We start from the raw sequence: 18,614 nt of genomic DNA, 5'->3' as shown, positions 1-18,614 counted from the left end.
GCAGATGAACAGGAGAAAAGATGAATTCACACGTGGGTCCGGCGGTAGGAAAGAGTCCTACCGCGGCGGCAATCGAAGATTACATCCGTGATAATAATCTCTCTCCGGGGGACCTCCTTCCCTCGGAAGCGGCGCTTTGTGAGCGCCTTTCCGTGTCACGTTCCTCCGTCCGCGAGGCCATGCGAACGCTCGCTTCCCTGGACGTTGTTGAGATTCGTCATGGGCACGGAACGTTTGTAGGAAATATGTCGCTCGCTCCCCTTATCAATGGAATGGTGTTGCGGCTGACCCTGAACGAGGAGCTCGCCTTAGAGAACCTCTCGTACGTTGTGGACATGCGCATCGCGCTGGACCTGGCCAACGCCGATGAGCTGGTCAACACTTATAAGGGACAATCCACCGAGGTACTCGACCGGATTGTGGAAGCAATGCGGGAAAAGTATCTGCGCCAGGAGTCTTTTGTGGAAGAAGATTGGCAGTTCCACAAAGTGATTTCCGAGAAACTCTCCAACCCTTTGATGCGAGAAATGTCGATGGCCCTTTGGGAGATTCATACCAAAGTGGTCCCGGTTCTTGGCCTGGGTGATCCGGAGGATATGGAAGACACCGTGGAGGCGCACTCGAAAATGATTCAAGCGCTTCATAGTGGCGACGCAGATGGCTATTGTGCATTGATCTGCGAGCACTACGGCCCACTTCTTCGTGTGATCAGGAAGAAAAGAGAGCAACAAGATCGCGCTCGGAGTGTCAACTCTGCCGAAGCCGATAAGGAATCGGGTAAGGAACAAGCATCATGATTGACAAAGGCGCTGAAGCACAAACAGCTGTGCGCATCGGCGTGGACATCGGCGGGACCAAGATAGCAGCCGGCATCGTCGCGGATTCGGACCCCACCACCGTTATTGATTACCGCCGCCGCCCCACCCCCAAAACCAACGTCATAGACGAGGTGGCGGGCGTTATCCAAGAGCTTATCGACGCCTCCCCCATCGCTGTGTCCAGCATAGGAATCGGTGCGCCAGGGGTCATTGACCCCATTGCGGGTGAGGTCGTGTCTTCGGGGCCGACCATGCAGGGTTGGGCGGGGACTAAGATCGCAGATACTTTGAGGGAGCAATTCCATCTCCCCATTGCGGTGCATAACGACGTCCGCGTTATGGGGTTGGGCGAATCCATCTATGGTGCTGGTCAAGACTTTGGCAACGTTTTGTTTGTTAGCCTGGGTACCGGTGTGGGCGGGGCGCTCGTGCGTGATGGTGAGCTTGTTGCCTCGTCGCATTTTACTGCCGGAGAGCTGCGCTACCTGTGGGGTCGGCTCCCGGATGGCTCCGCAGCCCTGCTGGAGTCTTTCGCCTCTGGTCCTGGTCTTGCTGCCTGCTATAACGCACATGCGGAGAACCAAGCTGCGGATCTCCACGAGATCATGTCTCGGTACCATGCCGGCGAGGAATACGCACGGGATGTTATTGAGGAACACCTCTTTGCCTGCGGGGTTTCGATAGGCGGGTTTATCAGCGCCATTGATGTGGACGCGGTGATCGTTGGCGGCGGCGTGGGCACTATTGGCGATGCCATCATCAATCCCTTTGCCCGTGGGGTCAGAGACGGCGCTATTCCGCCGATCAATGAGGTGCCAGTCATCCAAGCGCAACTAGGCACCCATGCTCCCATCGTGGGCGCTGCATACCTGGGTAAGACCCAAGGCTGAATCAACAAAATATCTACATAAGAAGGAACTCTCGAACTCTCATGATGGATCTCAAGAGCTTTATTCAACAGGTCAACAACAAACTCATCGTTTCTGCTCAGGCGCCCACCGGCCACCCACTACGGGACACCCGTACGATGGCTTTTCTTGCCAAGGCTGCTGAACATGGCGGATCGGCAGCGATACGCTGTGGCGGTTACGGCGGACTCGAAGATATTCGGGCGATCGTGGATACTGTGTCCGTTCCCGTTATCGGCCTGACCAAAGAAAGCGATACGGGCGTCTACATCACCCCATCGGTGAAGTCGGCGGAAGACGTGATTAAAGCGGGCGCCACGGTCGCGGCTATCGACGCCACCTTCCGACCACGCCAAGACGGATCTACCTTTGCCGACCAAGTGGCTGCGGTTCATGCGCTGGGCGGACTGGCGATGGCGGACATTGCGACTGCCGAGGAAGCAGTGGCAGCACATGAAGCAGGTGCCGACATTATTTCCACGACCCTAGCTGGGTACACGGAGCACCGCGAGAAAACCGAAGGGCCGGATCTGGACCTGATTCGAGAAATCCGTGCGAAGTTGGGGCCAGACGTATTCCTTATTGGTGAAGGTCGATTCCACTCCCCCGAGCATGTGAAGCAAGGACGCGAAGCCGGAGCCGACGCGCTGATCGTAGGCACCGCGATTACTGATACTGCGTGGATCACCACGCAGTTTGCCGCGGTAGCTAAATAGGAGCAGCACTCATGACCGCATCCATCATAGGAACCGTAGTTACGGCTGACGGCGTGCTCGAAGGGCATCGCATCGACTATGACGCAACGGGAACGATCACCGCGATTGTCCCAGCGCCGGATGAGAAGCTAAACGACGAGCTGACGATCCTTCCGGGGCTGGCCGACATTCACAATCACGGAGGCGCTGGAGAATCGTTTCCTACCTCAGGGATCGAGGGCTGCGTTACGGCCGCACGGCATCACCGTGCGCATGGGTCTACCACTCTGCTCGCATCCACTGTCTCCATGAGGGAAGAGGTGTTGTTGCCGCAGCTGAGCTTGCTTTCTGAGCTGGCTAGCGACGGCGAGATAACAGGCATCCACGCGGAGGGCCCGTTTGTTAATAGTTGTCGCTGTGGTGCGCAAGATCCCGACGCGATTATTGGGGGCGACCCAGAACTATTTGCAAAGATGATCAAAGCCTCACGCGGTTTCTTACGCTCGATGACTTTTGCGCCGGAGACGCCTCATGCGCGGAAGCTCGTTGATATGTGCGCAGAGCACAACGTGGTTGTGTCGCTGGGGCACACAGATGCCGACTTTGATCTCACCATGGACATGATCCGCTATGCGGAACAGCGCGGGGCTGTGGTCACTGCAACTCACCTGTTCAACGCCATGCCCCCGGTTCATCACCGCGCGCCGGGCCCTGCGGCTGCGCTCATTAGTGCAGCCGCGCGTTCCTTGGCTCATGTTGAGCTCATTGCCGACGGCGTGCATCTGGATGACAATACGGTGAGCATGGTTTTGGATGCTGTGGGCTCGGAGAACGTCACCTTTGTTTCTGACGCGATGGGTGCCGCAGGTAAAGCGGATGGGGACTATATTCTCGGGGCGCTCGCTGTCACGGTTATTGATGGCGTCGCACGCTTAAGTACCGAGGATGGTTCGCAGGGTGCTATCGCGGGTGGGACGTCGCGCGTGATCGACCAAGTGCGGAGACAAGTAGCCGCAGGCCATAGCGTGGTTGATGTGGTTCGGGCGTCAACCAGTGGACATCGCCTGTTAGGGCTCAATGATCGCGGTGATATTGCCGTGGGTAAGAAAGCAAACTTTGTTGTGTGCCGCAACGACTTTGACGTGGTTGCGGTTTATGAAAACGGGAAAAAGCTCGACTTTTAGGAGACAGTAACCATGGAAATCGTCATTACTCCCACCCACAAAGAAGCGGCAATTATCGCTGCGGACATTTTTGAGGGATATATCAGGCAGGGAAAGACCCTAGGATTGGCTACTGGTTCGACACCGGGCAGCACCTACGCTGAGCTGGTGCGCAGGCACCGGGAAGAGGGATTATCCTTTGCTCAGTGCCAGGCATTCCTGCTTGATGAGTATGTGGGTTTGCCTCGTGAACACGAGCAGACTTATTACCAGACCATTCGTCGGGAGATCACGTCTCATGTGGATATCGACGATGCTGCCGTTCATAGCCCCGACGGCACAGCGGAAAACCCAAGCGCTGCCGCTGACGCCTACGACCAGTCGATACGCGATGCAGGAGGTGTAGATGTCCAGGTCTTGGGCATTGGAACCGACGGGCACATCGCTTTTAATGAGCCGACGTCATCCTTAGTAAGTCGCACCCGCATCAAGACCTTGCACCCGGACACCGTCCGCGACAATTCGCGTTTCTTTGATAACGACGAATCCCAGGTGCCGCACCACGTGATGACCCAGGGTATCGGCACAATCTGCGAAGCCGGGCATCTTGTCATGCTGGCCTTCGGCGAAAACAAGGCCGACGCAGTCAAGGCCATGGTGGAAGGTCCCGTCAGCGCAATGATCCCTGCCTCAGCACTACAGATGCACAAGCACGTAACCGTGCTTTTGGATGAAGCAGCTGCTAGTAAGCTCGAAAATACCGAGTACTACAACTACGCATTGACCCATAAGCCAGAATGGCAGAAGTTTTAAGTCATATCTGTTTGATGTGGTTGGTGTAGTTGGCGCGGGAGCCTAGAACCGTTTTCTCTGTCTAGCTGTAGAAGCCGCCTCTGTATAAGGAGGCGGTAACGGCGGGTATGGAGGAAACATGGTGGCAGCGGGATAACTTTAATCTTGCGATATATGGGTTCTACCAGGTATTAGGGATGAAGTTTCCCCACTCTCGTGGGGGAATACGCTGTGGATGCGTGATGTGCCTTGAAAGCTGTGGGGTGGAGCGGGGCCGTTTTATTGTCAATTATTGGCGTTGTACAAGGGTGGGAAGGGGGCGGCTTTCGCTGGAGATTGCGTTCCGCGAGCAGTGTCGAGCGGTGATGTTTTAGGTGCTCTCTCCCTCGTATGGGGAGGATGTTGACGTGGAAAATGATTCTCATTAGGTTAAAGAGTGTTATTTTCAATAACTCAACAAAGGATCCCCCCGTGCCTAGAAGAATATCGGCAGCCTGCCTGGGCTTTTTAGCCGTTGGCGGACTTATCGCTTCAAGCGTAATCCCCGTTCCCTCCGCGAACGCGGACTCGAACGAATCCCTCACCGTTCGTACCCAAGTGCATGTTGATTCACCGCACGCAGTGTGGCAGGACAATAATTTTTCCCTGGTCTCTAAGAGCAGCGGAATGATTCCGATCGAGAAAACAATCAACTGGGTTAGTAAAGGAAAAGTTGATCGCGGACTCTATGCGTGGAATGTTCCGGAAGACGAGCGCTTAGAGTTCTTAGGGAAAAAAGACCAGCTCATGTACTACGGGGGACCCGCACACGGCTCCCCTTCTGACGGCATGCCGATTTGGGCTGGTTTTGGTGCATCCATTGACTTGCCTACTGAGAAATTCCGTGATGAGTCCTTCAACCTAGACATCGTTGACTTTGATGGCCCGGGCAAAATGGAACTCTTCACGTACAGCGACGAGGACATGCCCCTCCAACGCCTATGGTCGTCGCATGATGCTGGTTACCGCTCTACGTGGGTGGAAAAGGGAAGCCACACCCACAACGCCACTACCTTTACCCGTCCCGGTCTATATGAGATCAGCTATCGGGCCTCTGCTCGTGGCAAAGATGGAAAGTTGATTGCTTCCGAGCCGCAGAAGTTGATATGGCAGGTAGGTGGGCCGGATCCAGCAGATGCAAAGTTGGGGAATGTAAAAGAGGCCTACGATAAGGCTTCAGAGTCTGCGAACGACGATGCGTCGGGGACCTTTAATCCTGAGTTCACCATGTCTCCCGATACTGGTAATGCTTATGGAGCGAAAAAAGGCCTGCTAACCAAGCTGGACTTTACAACCGGAAACACCAAAGACTCCGGACACGCCGTTTTCTACATCGACGGCTATTACCTGGCCGAAGTCCCTGTGAAAGAGGGCAAGGCTACGTGGTCTGAGATGATCGGCAGCCTCGAATCCAAGTTCCAAGTTGTTTATATTCCGGGTGAAGATTCTCAGAGCCCCTCGTGGGTATCTAAAGAGCTTGAGCATGCGACCGGTAGCGATAAAAACTCAACAAAAGAAGAGGGGTCGTTCCCCGAGGCTAAGGCAGAAGAACCTCGCGAAGAATTCGACCTAAAGGACATCAAACCAACAAGCCTGGATGTTGCCGTCTCAACGAGCGAGATCAACAGCGAAAGCGGTGAAAGCTTCGACCTCACCGTGAAGCCTAAAGATGACAGGTTGACCGTGAATGCGGTGGGCGGATTCTATGAGAAGGAGTCTGGGAAGGCGCTCTCGAGTGTTCCTAAGGATCGTGCAGCCTCGTGCCCCATCACCTTTACGAGTGCTCCCGATAACCGAACCAGCCGTCAGATAGTCGATGGCTGTGAAGGTGAGAACTATCAGCTGTTGTTGGATATTATTCCAAGCTCGCGCACTGAAGCTCCAGGTAAAGCGACTGTCATCGATTCTCATGACGGTAAATATCGCCCGCTTGAGGAGACAACCGTCACACTCGGCAATGGGAAAACTTCCGAGGAGTCCGAGGACGAGCAGTCTGATGAAAGCGGCGAAACCTCTGATGACGCAACGTCTGAGGACGATCCTGCGGATGAGTCCGAAGATGGTGGAGAGCCCGAGGAGAGCACTGGGACGACTACGAGCAGCAAGCCGGACAAGGGCAAGACTCCTGAGAAGGGGAAAGATTCCAAGGAGCCTGAGTCTGCATCGGGAGTTTTGAGCAAGGAAAAAGTTGAAATTTCCAAGGGACATGTGGATATTTCCCCCAAGGAGATCGACAACACTTTGGCCGTGGTGGTTAAAGATGAGAGCGGTCAGCATAGCTCTAAGGCAGTGCTGCGCGATCCCAATTCGGTGACTTTTGTGGTGCCGCAGTCGGCCAAGACCTTGCTTAAGGGCGACATAAAGGACATCGCTAAGAAGGGTGAGCGGGTGTATATGCTCCCCGAGGTGCAAAAGACTGGTCTGGTGTGGCCGGGCTTTAGCACCGAGGAGATTTACGGTGTGACCGAGGATAACTATGAGTTCACGATAACGCCGAAGTCCACGCCTCAAGGCGGAAAGTGGGTCGCATATAGCGGTGATGCTAACTCGTCCGAGAACCGGATCGGAGATTCCTCCGGGAAGCACGTGTACAAGGCTGAGGGGTCGACCCACCGCCACCTCAACTGGGTGTTTACCAAGCCGGGTAAGTACACGATGGACGTGGAGGTCAAGGACACGTGGGATGAGGTCAGCAAGCCGGTGACTCTCACCTTTGACGTGCGTGACTCTAGCGTCCCTGCTGGCAGCACCCCAGGGTCTGAAACTCAGAAACCGGGTAAGCCGGATAAGGGTACGTCCGGCAACTCGAAGACCACCGTTCCTCAGCAGGATTCGTTGGCGCGTCCTACCACTAAGCCCGTCGCTAAGCAGGACCGCAGTGATGGACGTCGTGAGCTTGTCGATGGCCACCTGGACTTCGGCCCGGCGTTTGTTGACGGAAAACTGGGCTTCTACATTGGCGATGACGTAAAGCGTGAGCACGACGCAGTCTCTGATGGCGGACATAACCTTGACCACCCCGATAAGGTTGCGCTGGTTGTTGGAGAGAATCGACGCTTTACTATCGGGGAAAAGGGCAACCGTGGCATCCCTGAGAACGATGACACCGCATTCTTGGGTAAGAAGGGAGACCATGTTTACTACTTGCCCAACACCCAAGATCACAACGCGGTGTGGCCGGGCTTTGACACGAACAAGGTGCGCAATGCATTCCCCAAGGGAATGAGCATTGAGATTGAGCCAGAGTCGATGCCAGACGGTGCAAAGTGGTGGGCTGGGCATCTTCCGAGCCTGTCCAATGATCTGATTAAGCTTGCGGATTCTAGTGGCAAGGCAGTGATTGATCGTGAAGAACCGTTCCATGAGCATGCTGATTGGTTCTTTACTAAGCCGGGAACCTACAAAATCAAGATGCGCGCAGTGGCCAATGAGTCGGGCACATCCACGCAAGCCATGACCTCTGATGGCAAGACGATCAACATTGGCTTGGTCGCAAGCGGCGAAACTGCGACAAACTGGGAGACGATTGTCTTTGAGGTAGGAGGTGAAGGGGCCATTCGGGCTGCGTCCGGCAGCGGCTCCACAGGTGTGCAAAGCACGTCGTCATCGTCTAAAGGAACCCAGAGCTCTAAAACAGTTGCTCTGGCCAAAAACGATAACGCTCCTAAAAAAGGCGTGAAGAGCTTGCTGGCAAACACGGGTGCTTCTCCTGAGATAGCACTTGCGTTGGCGATGCTCTTTGTTGGCGTAGGATTCGCGGCGATTGGTTACCGTCGGATGAAAGGCGCAGAAGAGCTCTAAATTATGAGTTGGTAGGGGGTGCTCCGGTGTTTTGCCAAGAGGTAGTTTGACCTTTGAAAAACGAGCACCTGGTGTACTTCAAAAAAACATAACTAAAAGGCCGGTGAGTGAAAACTCACCGGCCTTTGCACTTGGTCGTAGGGCCTGCACCGCAGGACAAATAGCAGTCCGGGCGGGCGCTCCCCTGCTCATGGGTACGTATAGCTTCCTACTCCGACAGACATAAGCATCGACGATGCTCACGTCTCCGAGAACAAACTCGAACAAATTAATAGGCAGGAGAAGTTATTTAGATGCCAGACCACTAGAACAGTGAGAGTATGAAGACAAGTTAACCTTCATGAGCTAACTACTTAGAAGCATGTCTGTTACTAGGCCGACGAGGTTGATGCCGAACCAGAGCATCCAAGCAAATAATAGAGGGGATAATCCTGCGACGACGGCTAGGACTATAAGCCACCATGAGTGAATACGATAAGCAAAGATTCCAGCGATAATCCCTAGGGGCATAGTGATGGTGTAATACGGCATTGTTCCTTGGGGGAAAATGGAAGGAAAGATATAGGGAAATGCGATAGTAAATATTGAGAGCAAGATTGAGATCGATTTAGCCCAAGGCCAACGTCTTTCTTCTTTTACTGCGTCCATGTCTTTCCTTTCTTCTTTCGTATTTTTAGCTACTTAAAGGGGGCGCACAACGCAGAGTTAAAATACGTGGCAATTGCAAGGACATTGCGTTTTCTTCTGCTCTTTTACGTGTTCCTCGGTTGTTGTGAATGTCTTGGACTAGATATTTGTCACAGGAATGAGCCAAATATCCCAGGGTTGCATGGTGTTTATTGGGTGCCGGTCCACTATGTGTCCTGTGCTGCACTAGGTTCCTTAACCAGGAATACCTCAATTTTCGAGCATATTGAAGGCTTCACTTTTATTGCAGCTAACCGATGGAGCTGCTTATTCGCTTCAAGCAGATATTCGGAGCTAGTTCTCGGACTTGGTAGGGGGTGCTGTGAAGCTCACAGCACCCCTTTTCTTGTGGGTTACGTAGCATGAAAAGCATGCCTCTACGTGAAAATTTTTCTGGGCGCAATGCTGCACACCACCATGGCCCGGGAAACCTAGCTCTCGTTGCTCTGATTGTGTATTTGGCGGTCATGGTCTCATTGGCCATGTTGAAGGCTTTCTATCGCATCGGTTATCTGTGGGATCCCGCGGCACATCGCAATAGGTCTGTGGAATTGGTGCCGTTTAACGAGGTCATGAGTAATTCCAATTGGTTTATCCCAGTGTTTGGCTACGGGGGAAACATCGCTTTCTTTGTGCCTTTTGGAATGCTGGCCTATGTGTGGTTCCACCAGTTGCGCGGTGTTGGTACGCGTATGGTGCTGTGGTCTACGCTTACAGGATTTCTGGTTAGCCTTGCTATCGAGGTGAGCCAGTTTCTGTTTTCGCTTGGATACTCGGATATTGACGATCTGTTGATGAACACCCTGGGTGCTTTTGTAGGGACATTATGTGCCAAGGCGTTGGGTCCAAGATTTTTCCGTCTGTGGGTCTGGCTAGCGATCTTATTGGGTCTCGTTTTTGCAGTATTGGTTGGCTTAGGAGAACGTTTAGGCGACCCGGACAAGATTGTGAAAAACACATAGGGCTTGAGGTGTGTGGTAAGGGGCATGTGTTGCCAATCCCATAGTCTCACACCTTATAGGTTTGGCTATCCTAAAGATTATGATCCCCTCCTGTAGCCGTCGAAAAGCCCTCCTTGTGGGCGTGACAACGTGTCTCTGTTGTACTTCTAGTGGGATTGCTGCGGCGATGCCCACGATTCCGGACAACCCTTCTCTCTTTTCCTCTGGGCCAGTTGCGGAGTCACCGCGCATTACTGTGACCGATGAGGCAGGAAATCCACTCCGCGGACCTGTCCATCGGGGTGATGTCATCGTTGTGCACGGCACTGGTTTTAGTCCGCAAGCTAACCGTGGGGGCTTCCCAATCCCCATACCGCCAGGCGTTCCTAACGGAGTATATGCCGTGTACAGCGCTTTTCCTGATGCGTGGAAGCCAAGCGAAGGCGCTCCCGGCAGCGCACGTAAGCACCCTCATAATCGGATGGCCTGGGTCATGCCTGACGGGACGCTTGATGCCATCCCGACTATTCCTTTTGATTTTCGTCGTTCTATCGCAAGGGAATCGCAACGGATGAACCCCGATGGGAGTTTCCATGCCCGTCTGGTTGTGGATCCTCCGGAGACTGTTCCTGGCAATAACTGGGGAGTGTATGTGTATGCTGCCGCGGGGTCCGTTAATCCGGCAGAGGAATTTTACGTTCCGATTCCCTATTCGCCGGAACCTGGGCCGAACACCCCGGCAGAACCTACCCCTGATCTGCGTTTTTCTGCCGAGATCCTGAAAAAACTCACGACCGCGGCGGGTGGGGGCCTAGCGCTTGCCGACGGCGCACTGCTTGCTGGGAACGACGTGGCTTTTAGCAAAAATGAGGCACAGAGTAGTGACGGCATTGTGCGTTTCCGTGGAGCCGTCACGGCAACCGCGAAATATAACGTGGTGGAGATAGCGGCGGCAAACCCATGGTTAGAGCCACGAGGTAACGGACGCTGGGCCCTCACTCTTGACGTCTCAACAGCCTCCAATGTGGGCAAAGACATCATGCAGCGCCGGGAAGTGGGGATTGTCCACGGTATTCATGGAGTGCAGGATGTCTTTGCTGGTCCGATTGCTATTGGAAAAATAGCGCTGAGCTAGATGAGTCGTTGCTGTCGGGCTGCGGTGATGGCTGCTGTGCGGTTATCTACGCCTAGTTTGGCGTAGATATGCACGAGATGCGTTTTTACCGTTGCTTCAGAGATAAAGAGTTTTGCTGCCAGCTGCCGGTTGGATAAGCCCTGCTCTAGGTTCTGAAGAATCTCGATTTCTCGGGTAGATAGGGCTTGTCGAGGTTTGCTCACGCGCTGCATAAGCGCGTTGGCTACTTCCGGTGCTAGCGTGCGCCGGCCTTCAAACGTTGCCACCACTGCGTCATGCAGGGCTGCCTCGGGTGCGTCTTTGAGGAGGTAACCCATGGCACCGGCCTCAACCGCCGCGAGAATGTCTGCTTCTGTGTCGTAGGTGGTCAAAATGAGCACCGGGGGGCCGCCAGCGGCGGCAAGCGCGCGGGTGAGACTAATGCCGTCGGTTCCCGGCATTTGAATGTCTGTGACAACGACGTCGATTCCCTCGGTGTCCACGTTGGCGCCATTCCTGGCTTCCGCGACAACGGAGATGTCTTCAAAACTGTCGAGTATTGTGCGTAATCCGGCTCGGACGACGGGGTGGTCGTCGATAAGCATGACGCGGATCATTGAGTCTCCCTACGGCTGGTGAGCGGGATACGGCACGCCAATGCGGTACCGTACTCATCTGATTCAATCACGAGAGTGCCGCCAACGGTGGATATGCGTTTTCTGAGTCCTCCGAGTCCAAATCCTCCCTCGGTTTGTTCTGCGGAGACGTTAAGGCGTGTGGCGTCGAATCCTAGGCCATTGTCTACAACGTCAATGCTGACCTCATCCTCCCATGTCCCAAGCGTGACCACTGCTTTACTGGCCTGGGCATGCTTGACAACGTTGTTGAGCCCCTCTTGTGCTACCCGCAGCGCAGTACGAGTAACCGGCTCGGGGAGACTCGTCTCCGCATCTCCGACGAGCTCAAGATGAACGTCAAGGGGGCATCCGAGTGCCGCCTGTTTTTCACGGATGCCGTCGATAACGCCTTGGAGGGCTGTGGACAGCGAATCGCCTAATGATGGGGCTGCGAGATCGCGAACAAATCGCCGTGCCTCAGCGAGGCTCTCCCCCGCTTGCTTCTCAATGACAGCGAGCTGCCGTTGAACATTTTCTAATTCTCCGCGCTCAAGGTGTCCATGTGCGGCTCGGGATAAAAGGACGGTAGAGCTAAGACCTTGGGCCACAGTGTCGTGGATTTCTCGCGATAATCGTTCGCGCTCCTCAAGACGTCCCGACTGGTGCTCTGAGGCCGCAAGATCTCGTTGGGCGGCGAGTAATTCGGCGGCCACTTGTCGATAATGCATGGCATCTTGGTTTAAAACGTAGTAACCGTAATAGACCGCGACGCTAAAACAAGCGCCGATTACGGGGCCAAGCAGTTGCCCGAGTGTCCAGTCTTCTGGTCGGGCTAGCCAGGGAATAATGGTGGCAATCCCCAGCAGCGTTAGCACCCCTAGTACGCCACGGATCCCGGGTAGCAGGTTGAGTGCAATAAACACCAGCGGAAACATCAGCCATGTGAAGCTGCCCGACGTCCCCATCAAAAGTGCCCACATCAATGTGATCGTGAGCATCCACCAGCCGCTCAGGGGCATGGGATCTTTGATGTTATCGCCACGGGCAAAACGGTTTTCCCAGGCGGTTCCAAACATATAAAAGGCGCCCAGCCCTAGTGCTAGGGCGATGATCGATAGTTTCCACGGTGATTCGGACTCCGGGTTAAGGGTGAATCGGATGATTCCAAAACCAAGCAGCGCGGCGAACATCAGGTGCAGGCTGACGCGGAGCAATGTAAGGATTTGAATCACGTGGGGTCTCATGCTCTTGAATCTAATGCGGGGCATCAACATTGACACCCCCGATGTCTCCCCTTGGGTGTTAAAAACCGGTTTGACGTGGTGATTTGCTCGGGTCTTTCGGGGAAGTTCATTGCCTTGTGGGAGTGTTTTGCACCATAGTGAACTTAGAACTTGCTAAACAAGATGTTTGGGTTTACCTTATGAAAATAAAACCCAATATCAACAAGGAAGCTACTTCCATGCGCCTTCCCTCCCGCAGAATCCTTGGCATTGCTGCCACTTGTTTTGTTGTCGCTGCGACTGGTGCGAGCCCCGCACTAGCGGGCCCAGACCAAAACAAGAAGCTCGTCTACGGGACGCACGTAGACTTATCGCCAGCAGCGAGCGTGAATGGGAACGATATTCAAAGCTTAGGCGTGGTGACCGGAACGGGCGCCAAAGAAATTCCTGCGCAGGCGACCGTCATGTGGGTTCCGATGAGCGGAAACTACTACTTCTATCCGACTGATGACACGCAGTTTCTTGGCACTAAAGATAAGGGCGTGTGGCAGGCTCCCCAAGACGTCGGTCCGAGCCAGCTCCCCATCTATTTCGGATACAACACAGATAGCTCGCTCAAGTCCCATACTGAGATGCTTAAAAACGGGAACTACTCCCTGGATCTACTCGGGGTAGAAGGACCTGGTGACGTGGAGGTATTCACAAAAACCGTCACGGGCGTTCGGAGGGTGTATTCAAGCACCGATACCTCTTTGCGATCCCTCATTCAGCCACGTCACTCGCACTTCCACACCACTTTTTCTAAGCCAGGTCGATACGTCTTTACCTATCAGGCAGTGGGATATAAGGAAGATGGAACCCCCATCCCGACTATGCCCATGAAAGTGGCATGGCAAGTGGGCGGACAAGATCCAAAGAGCGGAAAAATTCTGGACTTTGCCAAGAGCTATGAAGAGGCCAAGGAGAAAGGGCATGAGGAGCAAGAGGCGTCGATAACTTTTAAGCCTGAAGGGGTCTTTACCAACATCACGTTTGCCGGTAAAGGCAACGGGCGCCTTGTCCTGACCAACCAAGGACACTTCCTTGATGAGTTGGAAGTGAAAGACGGCAAAGCAACAACCAAAACGTATCTAGCCTCCGATAGCTCCACCTACCAGGCCATTTTTATCCCTAACGACTCGGATGATGCGGCCCCATGGCTCTCTAAAGAGATCAAGTACCAGACCGGCGGCGATGCTGTCACCGTCAGCGAAGAGTCTGAGTCCATAGTTGAGCCGGGTGAACCGGAGAACTTTACTTCTTCAGCCCCGGCCTCCCTGAGCAACGGTGGGATCACCCTCAAAGCTGAGCAGACTGATTCTTCCACCACAAAACTGACCATTGAAGCCAAAGACAAAAATATGCGGGGCGACTTTGTTGTTGGTTTATATGGCAGCAAAGACAAAGCAAAAGGATACGCCGATTGCAGCGTTGAGGGTGCGTTTGATGCAGAAGGAAAATACGAAAAAGAAGTCGACCTTTCCGCATGTAAAGACGATAAATTCCTAAGACTGCGCGTTACCCCGCACCCGCTGGTGAACGCGGACCCCCTGGATGAGATCAAAGAAGTTGATCTCACAAAGGGTTCTGAACTGCAGTTTGAGTTGTCCGTCACCGAGGAAAAAGACAAGCTGCCAACCGTCGAAGAATTCAATGGCTACAAGCCCGGCGACGAAGACAAGAACCCCTACCCCAAAGACTCCTATCAGGATGAAGAGCACGAGGATCCTGAAACCGAAAAGCCAGGGGATGAAGACGAGGAAGAAGAGGATCTGGACAAGGGCGACTCTCCTTCCACTCCTCCCCCATCGCGCGGTGATTCGAACTCGGATACTGGCTTGATTAAGCGACCCGACTTTGGCTCGGAAGTCGTTGAGTTCTCTGAGGGACACATGGATATTCGCCTGTCAGACGACTCTGGAGACCCGTTTGTTGCGCTCAAGGCAGATAAACCCAGCCCCTCGGTTGTGCGCCCTATCCAAAAGACTGCTATTCGGGTCGGCGAAAATGCCAAGATGACGCGTACTCAGAAGCTCAAGGATACGGAGCTGGATTTCTTGGGGAAGATGGGAGAGGATTTCTATCTTCTGCCGCAGGTTGAGGCACCGCAAAAGCCGTGGCCGGGCTTTAGCACGGAAGACCTTGATTATAAGAAGCCAGACTATGCCAAAGGCGTTTCTTTCAAGCTGGTGAAGTCAGAGGTCCCTGAGGGTGGGCGTGCCGTGTTCTTTACGGGAGACATCGGTGGGTCTCCTATCCGCTACTTTGATACTGATGATTCCGAGCATCAGGAGATGAAGACTACTAAGCACATGCACCTGCATGGGTCTTGGTTGTTTAGCAAGCCGGGTACTTATCGTTTGTATCTTCAAGTGGTAGGTACAGGGAAGGATGGGAAGGAAAAGGTTCTGACTGAGGCGCAGCCGTTGACCTTCCTCGTGGGGAAAGACGCGAAGGCCCCCACTCTCTCTAAGGCACCGTCTAAGACGACTAGCCGCACTAGTGCGCCTAATGAGCCGGTAAAGCTTAAGAATCTTGCACGTAGCTTGACCAACTCTCCCAGTCGGTCTAACGCTGTGTATGCGTCCTCCAAGTCTGAGGCTCTGAAGCGCTCAGAGTCCAAGAATCCCGCAAAGAAATTCCTGGCGCAGACCGGTGCGGATGCCGAGTGGGTTGTGCCCATTGCCATGCTCGCGTTTGGTGTTGGTTTTGCCGTGCTGGGATGGGCGCGGTTGCGTCGAGAAGCCCACTAGCACCCTGCATTTCCATAGACAAAGCTCGAAAAAATCTTCTGAGGGGGCTGGAATGTCTATGGAAATGCAGGCAACTCATGGATCTGCGATCAACCACATGGTTGATTCGAGTTTCGCCTGAGCCACCGATGGAAAAGATCTCCGGAACGCCGAGAATTGATGGCGGAAAGGAGAAAAGATGTTTCTCGGTTTACGTGATATTCGTTCGGCGGGCGGTCGCTTCGCTTTGATTGCCTCTGTGGTGGGTTTGATCACCCTTTTGATTGTGATGCTCACTGGTCTGACGCAGGGGTTGGGGTCGCGAAACACTGCGGCGCTGGAATCCCTGGGTAAAGACGGTGCCAAGTTTGTTTTTACGGCGCCTACGGGTGAGGCTTCTTTTAGCTCGTCGGAGATTAGCCAGGAGATCCTGGATAAGTGGAAAGACGCAGCTGGCGCAGAGAACGTGACGCCACTAGGTGTGAATCAGACGCGAATTGAATCACAGGATAAAGCCGATTCGGCTGCAGTGATGGGCCTGCCCGTGGGGACCGCAGTGGAGGGAACATCCGCGACGATAGGTGAAGGCGCGTTTGTTCCTCAGTCCATCGCAGACAAGATTGGTGTCAAGGCGGGAGACACGCTCAATATCGGCGGCGTCGCTGTACCGGTGGATGGCGTGGTGGAAGATACGTATTACAGCCACTCCTCTGTTGTGTGGGTAAATTCCGAGGTCTGGAAGAAGGAAAGCCATAGCCCCGGAATTGCCACGGTGCTCCTTGTGCGCGGTGACGCCCAACCGCAGGACCTGAAGAATGAGAAGGTCACTGACCTCAAGGGAGCGTTTGCTGCCCTTGCTTCTTACAAGTCTGAGCAGTCATCACTGAAGAGCATGCAGGGATTCCTCTACGCAATTTCTGCTCTGGTTACTGTTTCCTTCCTTACCGTATGGACGCTGCAGCGCACCCGCGACATTGCAGTCTTGACTGCTCTGGGTGCATCCAAGGGCTACTTGCTTAAAGATGCGATCGGCCAGGCAGCGATCGTTCTTGCCATAGGCGTTACAGCTGGTGCAGCCGTTGGCGCGATTCTTGGGCTGATTGTTTCCCAGGCCGTACCGTTTGAGGTGTCTGTGTTGAGTGTTCTTGGCCCGGCAGTGGGGATTTGGTTGCTTGGGTTGGTGGGATCGTTTGTTGCGGTCCGAAATGTTACTAAGGTTGATCCGCATATCGCGCTAGGAGCTGCAGCATGATTCTCGTTCTTTCTCTTAAAAAAGCAAGCGTTGTATACCCAGATGGTTCGTCTACGGTTACCGCTTTGGATGCCGTTGACCTGGAGGTTCACTCTGGCGAATTGTTAGCGCTGGTCGGCGAGTCCGGTTCGGGTAAATCCACGTTGTTGTCTGTGGCTGGTGCGCTTCAAACTCCGACGTCGGGCACGGTGATGGTTGCGGGTCATGACATCCAAAATTTAGATGATGCAGGTCGTGCGAAGCTGCGGCGTGAGGAGATTGGTTTTGTTTTCCAGCAGGCTAATCTTTTGGGCTCGCTCAATGCCCGGGAGCAGCTTCTGGTAACGGATCACGTTCGCGGGATACGCGGCGCGGAGCTGAAAGCTCGTCGTGATCGTGCTGATGAGTTGCTGGCGCGTGTGGGGCTTGAGGGCAAGGAGACCCGCCGGATTGCGCAGCTTTCTGGTGGTCAGCGCCAGCGCGTGAACATTGCGCGTGCGCTTATGGGCAGCCCCTCGTTATTGCTTGCCGACGAACCCACCTCCGCGTTAGATCGCCGCATGAGTGTGGAGATCGTGTCGTTGCTTTCTGAGATCACTCAAGAGTTTGACGTTGCCACTGTGATGGTCACTCACGATCTGAGCCAGCTTTCCTATGCTGATACCGTCGTGGAGCTTATCGACGGCGCCCGTAAAGACTAAACACCTCAATATCACGTAAACACGCATAGAGCCCCACGAGTGAACTTCCACTCGTGGGGTTTTGGCATATTTGTTCAATGCTTTACGGGATGCGGAACGTACATGGCGACCTAAGAGTGGGAAAACGACCTGCAAATATGAAATAATTGAGACTATTCACAGCATTTACTTACATTAGGGTGCTTCTGTTGTTATAGTGGCTATGTTGCATGGCTAACCTGCTACTTTCTGGGGTGGCATTTCTCAGTAAATTCATATCCTCATGGAAAGGGTGGCCTGTGTGGTGCTCGGGCGCTTGTTTGAAACTGCGTGCGGGGTTAGCTTCAAAGTATCGGCAGCGAGGGGCTGTCAGATCTAGATGGAAGATCAACGAAAGGAGTCGGCTATCGCGTATGAAAGTCCAGCAACAGGGAATTCCTGTTGGTAAATACGGGGTAGTTCCGAACTGCTCCTGGTAGATAATGTGAAAACTTTTCCCACAAGAGTGAGGGACTTGGTGGCCCGCTGTAACTAGCTCCATATCTGGAGCAGGGCGCCAAGACTGCCCCACTTGCTAAGGAAGACATAGAAGAAGGTCCATGCTCATGAGAAACATTAAGGTTAGCCAAATATGTTGCTTGCCTGAATGGGGTTCTGATGGGTGGCGGGAATGTCAGTGCTCTACACCGGAACCGATGGGGTTTTCCGGTCCGCCGCCTTAGCAGATTAACACTTGCTCGGCTCTCGACGGGCTCCGGCTTGGCAGGCTAGGGTCTGTTGCTACATGGGAGACTAAGAAAGCCCACTACAGGAAACACGGACTGTAGTGGGCTTTTCTATTATGTGCGATGAGAAAAAACCGCCATAAAGCTCGGGCTTAGGAGAAGATTCCCTTGATCTTGAGGAGGATCTGCACGAACGTGAAGAGCGGCTTGAGGATATGGAAAGCGCTGGACAGGCTTGGGAGGCTGGATGCGCTAGCGAGAATTTCGGGTGACATAAATAAATCCAATCGGTAGAAGTGACAAGAAGTACTTATAAAGTAACAAGGGATGGTTAAGGCTGCGAGAGAATGTGTCTAAGAATAAAAAATTTTCATCACCCTCACTGACATGGGGCTAGTGAGCAGGGAAT

14 protein-coding genes are annotated in these 18,614 nt (G+C 53.8%); 11 read left to right on the top strand and 3 right to left on the bottom strand.

Translation table 11 applies throughout. The features are described from left to right. Positions 1 to 20: 20 nt before the first annotated feature. The 6 genes from CBE74_RS24240 (at position 21) to CBE74_RS24215 (ending at position 8,216) form a co-directional block, all read left to right on the top strand. Positions 21 to 797, top strand: coding sequence for a FadR/GntR family transcriptional regulator (locus tag CBE74_RS24240; protein WP_087454761.1), 777 nt, complete (start codon positions 21 to 23; stop codon positions 795 to 797). Then, positions 794 to 1,708 carry an ROK family protein gene (locus CBE74_RS24235; RefSeq protein WP_134316120.1) on the top strand — a complete coding sequence of 305 codons (915 nt, stop codon included), beginning with the start codon at positions 794 to 796 and terminating at the stop codon, positions 1,706 to 1,708. The genes CBE74_RS24240 and CBE74_RS24235 overlap by 4 nt, the downstream gene beginning before the upstream one ends. A gap of 44 nt (positions 1,709 to 1,752) precedes the next feature. Then, positions 1,753 to 2,442 (top strand): N-acetylmannosamine-6-phosphate 2-epimerase, encoded by a 690-nt coding sequence (locus CBE74_RS24230; protein ID WP_087454957.1) that lies wholly within the window; start codon positions 1,753 to 1,755, stop codon positions 2,440 to 2,442. Between the two features lie 11 nt (positions 2,443 to 2,453). Next, positions 2,454 to 3,605: an amidohydrolase family protein gene (locus CBE74_RS24225; protein WP_087454760.1), complete on the top strand. Its 1,152-nt coding sequence runs from the start codon at positions 2,454 to 2,456 to the stop codon at positions 3,603 to 3,605. A gap of 12 nt (positions 3,606 to 3,617) precedes the next feature. Further along, positions 3,618 to 4,397, top strand: coding sequence for a glucosamine-6-phosphate deaminase (nagB, locus tag CBE74_RS24220; protein ID WP_087454759.1), 780 nt, complete (start codon positions 3,618 to 3,620; stop codon positions 4,395 to 4,397). Between the two features lie 450 nt (positions 4,398 to 4,847). Next, the gene (locus tag CBE74_RS24215) at positions 4,848 to 8,216 is read left to right on the top strand and encodes a choice-of-anchor M domain-containing protein (RefSeq protein ID WP_087454758.1); all 3,369 of its coding nucleotides are present in this window, start codon (positions 4,848 to 4,850) and stop codon (positions 8,214 to 8,216) included. A gap of 345 nt (positions 8,217 to 8,561) precedes the next feature. On the opposite strand, the gene CBE74_RS24210 is transcribed toward CBE74_RS24215, so the two are convergent. Beyond that, positions 8,562 to 8,864, bottom strand: a complete 303-nt coding sequence (locus tag CBE74_RS24210) for a hypothetical protein (RefSeq protein WP_087454757.1) — start codon at positions 8,862 to 8,864, stop codon at positions 8,562 to 8,564. 410 nt (positions 8,865 to 9,274) lie between these two features. On the opposite strand from CBE74_RS24210, the gene CBE74_RS24205 reads away from it, so the two are divergent. Both CBE74_RS24205 and CBE74_RS24200 read left to right on the top strand, forming a co-directional pair. Next, a complete protein-coding gene (locus tag CBE74_RS24205; protein WP_087454756.1) occupies positions 9,275 to 9,865 on the top strand; it encodes a VanZ family protein in 591 nt (196 codons plus the stop codon). A gap of 79 nt (positions 9,866 to 9,944) precedes the next feature. After that, entirely contained in the window at positions 9,945 to 10,979 is a 1,035-nt protein-coding gene (locus CBE74_RS24200; RefSeq protein ID WP_225870221.1) for an HtaA protein, read from the top strand. On the opposite strand, the gene CBE74_RS24195 is transcribed toward CBE74_RS24200, so the two are convergent. Together CBE74_RS24195 and CBE74_RS24190 are read right to left on the bottom strand one after the other, a co-directional pair. Next, positions 10,976 to 11,575, bottom strand: a complete 600-nt coding sequence (locus tag CBE74_RS24195; RefSeq protein ID WP_087454754.1) for a response regulator — start codon at positions 11,573 to 11,575, stop codon at positions 10,976 to 10,978. The two genes, CBE74_RS24200 and CBE74_RS24195, sit on opposite strands and share 4 nt — an antisense overlap. Next, positions 11,572 to 12,819 (bottom strand): sensor histidine kinase, encoded by a 1,248-nt coding sequence (locus tag CBE74_RS24190; protein WP_087454956.1) that lies wholly within the window; start codon positions 12,817 to 12,819, stop codon positions 11,572 to 11,574. The genes CBE74_RS24195 and CBE74_RS24190 overlap by 4 nt, the downstream gene beginning before the upstream one ends. Before the next feature lie 218 nt (positions 12,820 to 13,037). Between CBE74_RS24190 and CBE74_RS24185 the strand changes: the two genes are divergently transcribed. From CBE74_RS24185 to CBE74_RS24175, 3 genes are all read left to right on the top strand, one after another. Beyond that, positions 13,038 to 15,590 carry a choice-of-anchor M domain-containing protein gene (locus tag CBE74_RS24185; RefSeq protein ID WP_134316123.1) on the top strand — a complete coding sequence of 851 codons (2,553 nt, stop codon included), beginning with the start codon at positions 13,038 to 13,040 and terminating at the stop codon, positions 15,588 to 15,590. Between the two features lie 178 nt (positions 15,591 to 15,768). Further along, positions 15,769 to 16,821: an ABC transporter permease gene (locus CBE74_RS24180; protein WP_087454753.1), complete on the top strand. Its 1,053-nt coding sequence runs from the start codon at positions 15,769 to 15,771 to the stop codon at positions 16,819 to 16,821. Continuing rightward, on the top strand, positions 16,818 to 17,501 hold the full coding sequence (locus tag CBE74_RS24175) for an ABC transporter ATP-binding protein (RefSeq protein ID WP_087454752.1): 684 nt from the start codon (positions 16,818 to 16,820) through the stop codon (positions 17,499 to 17,501). Before CBE74_RS24180 ends, CBE74_RS24175 begins: the two co-directional genes overlap by 4 nt. Positions 17,502 to 18,614: the final 1,113 nt, after the last annotated feature.

This window comes from Corynebacterium silvaticum (assembly GCF_002162115.2).
Lineage (GTDB): Bacteria > Actinomycetota > Actinomycetes > Mycobacteriales > Mycobacteriaceae > Corynebacterium > Corynebacterium silvaticum.
This window is presented reverse-complemented; position numbering and strand designations above follow the sequence as displayed.

Coding starts and splice junctions, on each gene's coding strand:
- CBE74_RS24180 (WP_087454753.1), top strand. CDS start 15,769: ATGTTTCTCGGTTTACGTGATATTCGTTCGGCGGGCGGTCGCTTCGCT.
- CBE74_RS24185 (WP_134316123.1), top strand. CDS start 13,038: ATGCGCCTTCCCTCCCGCAGAATCCTTGGCATTGCTGCCACTTGTTTT.
- CBE74_RS24200 (WP_225870221.1), top strand. CDS start 9,945: ATGATCCCCTCCTGTAGCCGTCGAAAAGCCCTCCTTGTGGGCGTGACA.
- CBE74_RS24235 (WP_134316120.1), top strand. CDS start 794: ATGATTGACAAAGGCGCTGAAGCACAAACAGCTGTGCGCATCGGCGTG.
- CBE74_RS24230 (WP_087454957.1), top strand. CDS start 1,753: ATGGATCTCAAGAGCTTTATTCAACAGGTCAACAACAAACTCATCGTT.
- CBE74_RS24210 (WP_087454757.1), bottom strand. CDS start 8,864: ATGGACGCAGTAAAAGAAGAAAGACGTTGGCCTTGGGCTAAATCGATC.
- CBE74_RS24190 (WP_087454956.1), bottom strand. CDS start 12,819: ATGAGACCCCACGTGATTCAAATCCTTACATTGCTCCGCGTCAGCCTG.
- CBE74_RS24195 (WP_087454754.1), bottom strand. CDS start 11,575: ATGATCCGCGTCATGCTTATCGACGACCACCCCGTCGTCCGAGCCGGA.
- nagB (WP_087454759.1), top strand. CDS start 3,618: ATGGAAATCGTCATTACTCCCACCCACAAAGAAGCGGCAATTATCGCT.
- CBE74_RS24240 (WP_087454761.1), top strand. CDS start 21: ATGAATTCACACGTGGGTCCGGCGGTAGGAAAGAGTCCTACCGCGGCG.
- CBE74_RS24205 (WP_087454756.1), top strand. CDS start 9,275: ATGCCTCTACGTGAAAATTTTTCTGGGCGCAATGCTGCACACCACCAT.
- CBE74_RS24175 (WP_087454752.1), top strand. CDS start 16,818: ATGATTCTCGTTCTTTCTCTTAAAAAAGCAAGCGTTGTATACCCAGAT.
- CBE74_RS24225 (WP_087454760.1), top strand. CDS start 2,454: ATGACCGCATCCATCATAGGAACCGTAGTTACGGCTGACGGCGTGCTC.